The sequence below is a fragment of the Flavihumibacter sp. CACIAM 22H1 genome (assembly GCF_001601815.1).
Lineage (GTDB): Bacteria > Bacteroidota > Bacteroidia > Chitinophagales > Chitinophagaceae > Flavihumibacter.
This window is the reverse complement of sequence record NZ_LUKG01000148.1, coordinates 1-4,026: the sequence shown is the minus strand read 5'-3', so window position 1 is coordinate 4,026 and position 4,026 is coordinate 1. Positions and strand designations below refer to the sequence as shown.

General features: G+C 45.1%; 4 protein-coding genes. 3 read left to right on the top strand and 1 reads right to left on the bottom strand.

Annotated features, from left to right (window positions below):
• Together A1D16_RS21345 and A1D16_RS21340 are read left to right on the top strand one after the other, a co-directional pair.
• On the top strand, positions 1–1,938 hold a 1,938-nt coding region (locus A1D16_RS21345), incomplete at its 5' end, for a hypothetical protein (RefSeq protein ID WP_290713620.1).
• Positions 1,939–1,984: 46 nt separating this feature from the next.
• Complete coding sequence (locus tag A1D16_RS21340) at positions 1,985–2,299, top strand: DUF3467 domain-containing protein (RefSeq protein ID WP_290713618.1); 315 nt, start codon at positions 1,985–1,987, stop codon at positions 2,297–2,299.
• Between the two features lies 1 nt (position 2,300).
• On the opposite strand, the gene radC is transcribed toward A1D16_RS21340, so the two are convergent.
• Entirely contained in the window at positions 2,301–2,993 is a 693-nt protein-coding gene (radC, locus tag A1D16_RS21335; RefSeq protein ID WP_290713615.1) for a DNA repair protein RadC, read from the bottom strand.
• A 431-nt stretch (positions 2,994–3,424) separates the two neighbouring features.
• On the opposite strand from radC, the gene prs reads away from it, so the two are divergent.
• Positions 3,425–4,026, top strand: a 602-nt coding sequence (gene prs, locus A1D16_RS21330) for a ribose-phosphate diphosphokinase (protein ID WP_290713611.1), incomplete at its 3' end; no start/stop codon positions are given.

Sequence of the window (4,026 nt, the reverse complement as noted above, 5' to 3'; positions counted from 1 at the left end):
GAACAACAGGAACGGGAACCCGAACAGGATGAATTGCTGCTGGAATTAGAACAGTTGAAAAGAGGACCTATCCCTGTTTCCAGGTTTACCGAAGCACATTTTCTGCTCTTGGAGTTGAGTCCGCAGCAAATCCGTTCCTTCCGGGAATATTGCAGCTTATTCGGATTTCCAACCGATAAATATGAACTCCAGGCAATTCCTTACTGGGATATTGCACTAATTAAAAAATTGCTTCCGTACCTGGATTTTTCTCCCCAAAGCGCCTTTCCATGGAGGAAAAATAGTGCAGGTGAAAAAGAGGAACAGCAATTGCTGTTCCGGACCAGCCGTGTGTTGGAGGAATCAAAGGGATTTCAGCCCGATTCAACAGGGAAAAGCAGGTATCAGGGATCTCCGCAACGTTTATTTATACGGTATACTGCCCAATTTAACCGGGTGATTTTGGCCGGGTTTGGTTTGGAAAAAGATGCGGGTGAAATGTTTGGCAGAACACTAAAAAGAACCGCTGATTTTATTGGATTCCATGTTTTTTTCAGGGGTTTAAAGAATATAAAAGCAATAGCGCTGGGAGATTATACGATCAATGCCGGCCAGGGACTTTTGATTTGGCAGGGAATGGCATTTGGTAAAGGGGCTGATGGTGCCGGTGTTTTCAGGCAGGGGGCCGTTTTGAAACCCTATCGTTCTGCCGGCGAAATCAATTTTTTCAGGGGAGCAGCTATTCAGCTGGCTAAAGGAAAATGGGAAACGGTTTCCTGGGTTTCAAAACGAAAACGATCTGCTACCCTACGGTTCGATGGGCAGGAACCGGTGTCTTTCAGTAGTTTTTCCGAATCGGGGTATCATCGAACAAGTACCGAACTGGCAGCCAGGAACAGGCTTACAGAGTTTGTTGCAGGTTCTATTCTACGTTACCAGGGTAAGGGATTCAGGTTGAATGTGAATAATTTGTACCAGCATTATTCACTTCCCTGGATGCCAAGAGAAGAACCCTATAATCAATATTATTTCAGGGGTAAGACTTCCGTACACCAGTCCATCGATTATACGGTGGTAAAAAAACAGTTTTTTTTATTTGGTGAAATAGCAAAAGGGGGGAAGGGCTGGGCTGTTTTGCAGGGGATCATAGCCAGCCTGGATTCCAAAATGGATGGGACCCTGGTAATTCGGCATTTTCAACCCGGCTACCATTCTTATTATGCCAACGCCCTGGCAGAGCAAGCCGCTATAAGAAATGAAGAAGGGATTTACAGTAGTGTTGTTGTCAGGCCAGATCCTCGATGGAGACTGAATTTTTATGTGGATTTTTATCGTTTTCCCTGGTTGCGTTTCCGAATAGCTGCTCCTTCTGGAGGAAGGGAGGCTCGTGTACAGTTGCAATGGCAAAAAAAGCGAAGCTGGCTTGTTTACGGCATTTTCCGCACCCGGTCCGGAATGGAAAACCTTTCGGGGTTACCAACCTATTCAATTGTACCGGTCGTCCAACACAATCTCCGGGTTCACCTGGAAAAAAACTTGCCTAATAACTGGCATTTTAGTGCCCGCTTAGACCAGGTTTGGTTTAAAAAAGAGGGGGTGATGCAAACCGGAACTGGGATGTATGCTGATTTAAAAGGGCCGGTTTCCAGGCTGGGCTGGCAGCTTGCCGGTCGACTGCACTGGTTTCAAACAGATGGCTATAGCAGTCGCATATATTCCTATGAACGAGATCTGTTATACAGCTATTCCATACCGGCTTTTTTCGACCATGGCTGGCGGTATTATTTGCAGTGGCAGGGGCGGCTCAAACCCTCCTTCCTGGGTAGCGTTGCTGTAAAATGGTGGCTGAGGTGGTCACATACCGGTTTTACGAACAAAAATTCAAGTGGGTCTGGTTGGGATGAAATCCAGGGGAATAAGCGGTCCGAATGGAAATTTCAGGTGATGCTCAATTGGTAGGAACAGTTGGGCAAGAAATAGTATTTTTGACCTTTAATCGTTTATAATGGAGAATAATAGCAATCAGCAGAACCAGTTGAACATAGAAATATCAGAAGAGATGGCGGAAGGGGAATATGCCAACCTGGCTATTATCACCCATTCTCATGCAGAGTTTGTCATTGATTTTGTAAACGTAATGCCCGGCACCCCTAAGAGCCGCGTTAAATCCCGTATTATACTGACCCCCCAGCATGCCAAGCGTTTTATGAAGGCATTAATTGAAAACATTGAGCGGTTTGAAGATGTAAACGGGGATATTAAGGACCTGGAAGAAATTCAGGTACCTATGAATTTTGGTGGCCCTGCGGCGCAGGCCTGATTTAGAGCAGTCCCTGGTCGGCAAAGCTGAAAAAACCATCCTGGCTAACAATCAGGTGGTCAAGGACCCGTATATCAAGCAGTCGGCCGGCTTCTTTTATTTTTCTGGTCAGTTCTTCATCTGCTTTGGAAGGCGTAAGATTACCCGAAGGGTGGTTGTGGCAAAGTATGAGAGAAACTGCGTCCTGCTCAATGGCCTTTCGTAAAATTATACGGGGATCGGCCACGGTTCCGGTAAGTCCGCCGGTACTGATAATTTCCTTGTGTTTTATTTTGTTGGCCCTGTTCAGGAACAATACCAGGAATATTTCATGGCGAAAATCTCCGAATTCCTGCTGTAAAAGCAGGGCAACTTCCTGGCTGCTACTTACCGATTTAAGGTGTAATGCCTGGCTTAATTGTCTTCTTTTGGCCAGTTCCATGGCGGCGGCAATAGTTACCGCTTTTGCTTTTCCGACCCCTTTCACCTTCATTAGCTCATAAACCGACAGTTTTCCCAGTTCAAAAAGGTTGTTTTGCCCCAACTGTAGCAATTCCCTGGCTAAATCCAGAGCGGTTTTTTGCTTATTTCCATTATTCAGCAGGAGGGCAATAAGTTCGGCATCACTTAGTTGAATAGGACTTTTACTAAGTAATTTTTCGCGCGGACGATCGTCTTTTGCCCATAATTTAATTGAGTGGTTTTGCGCTTGCATAAAGTAAGATTAATAAATAATTTTATGCTTTGAAACGGGGTTTTTAACCCGATTATCCAATTGATCCTTTTGTCGAAAAACTAAAACCAGTAAACTATGAATTCCCGTACTTTCAATGTATTAGGCGGATTCCAATCTATGTTGTTTTGCATAGGAATCTATGTAGTAGCCCTATTTTTTTCCATTTTTATTTGCTCCGCTATTTTCCACGCGGTAAATAATTATAATGCGGAACCGATAGGCACTCTTAAGACGGTATCTGCACCACAGGCGGCCCCTCACGTAGTGGCTTCCAGATAAATAAGTTAATGTTGACAGGTAGAAAAGGGGTGTGCAATTAGCACACCCCTTTTCAAATTTGACCATTTTCTTGCGGCTACCTGCGTACTATTTACTTCAATGGTTATCTTCGCCGCTAGAATATTTCTTCTATGACTGCAAAAATCTTCTCAGGTACCGGTTCTCAGTACCTGGCAGAAAAAATCGCCAACAGCTACGGAATACCTTTAGGCCGGATCAATATCCAGAAATTCAGCGACGGGGAAATTCAGACAGTTTACCAGGAAAGCATTCGAGGGGATGTTGTTTTTCTTATCCAGAGCACTTTTTCCCCGGCGGATAACCTGATGGAACTCCTGCTGATGATTGATGCCGCCAGGCGGGCATCTGCTTACAAAGTAATAGCAGTTATTCCTTATTATGGCTATGCCCGACAAGACAGGAAAGACAAGCCCCGGGTTGCCATCGGTTCCAAACTGATTGCCAATATGCTTACGGCAGCAGGGGCTGACCGAGTGATAACCATGGACTTGCATGCCCCACAGATCCAGGGGTATTTCGATATCCCGGTGGATCACCTAGACAGCTCGGTAATTTTTATCCCATATATTGAGCAGTTAAAACTGGAAAACCTTACCTTTGCGGCCCCTGACGTGGGAAGCGCTAACAGAATCCGTGAGATTGCCAGCTATTTTAATGCCGAAATGGTGATTTGCGACAAACACCGTAAACGAGCCAATGAAATAGCCAGCAT

Coding starts and splice junctions, on each gene's coding strand:
- radC (WP_290713615.1), bottom strand. CDS start 2,993: ATGCAAGCGCAAAACCACTCAATTAAATTATGGGCAAAAGACGATCGT.
- A1D16_RS21340 (WP_290713618.1), top strand. CDS start 1,985: ATGGAGAATAATAGCAATCAGCAGAACCAGTTGAACATAGAAATATCA.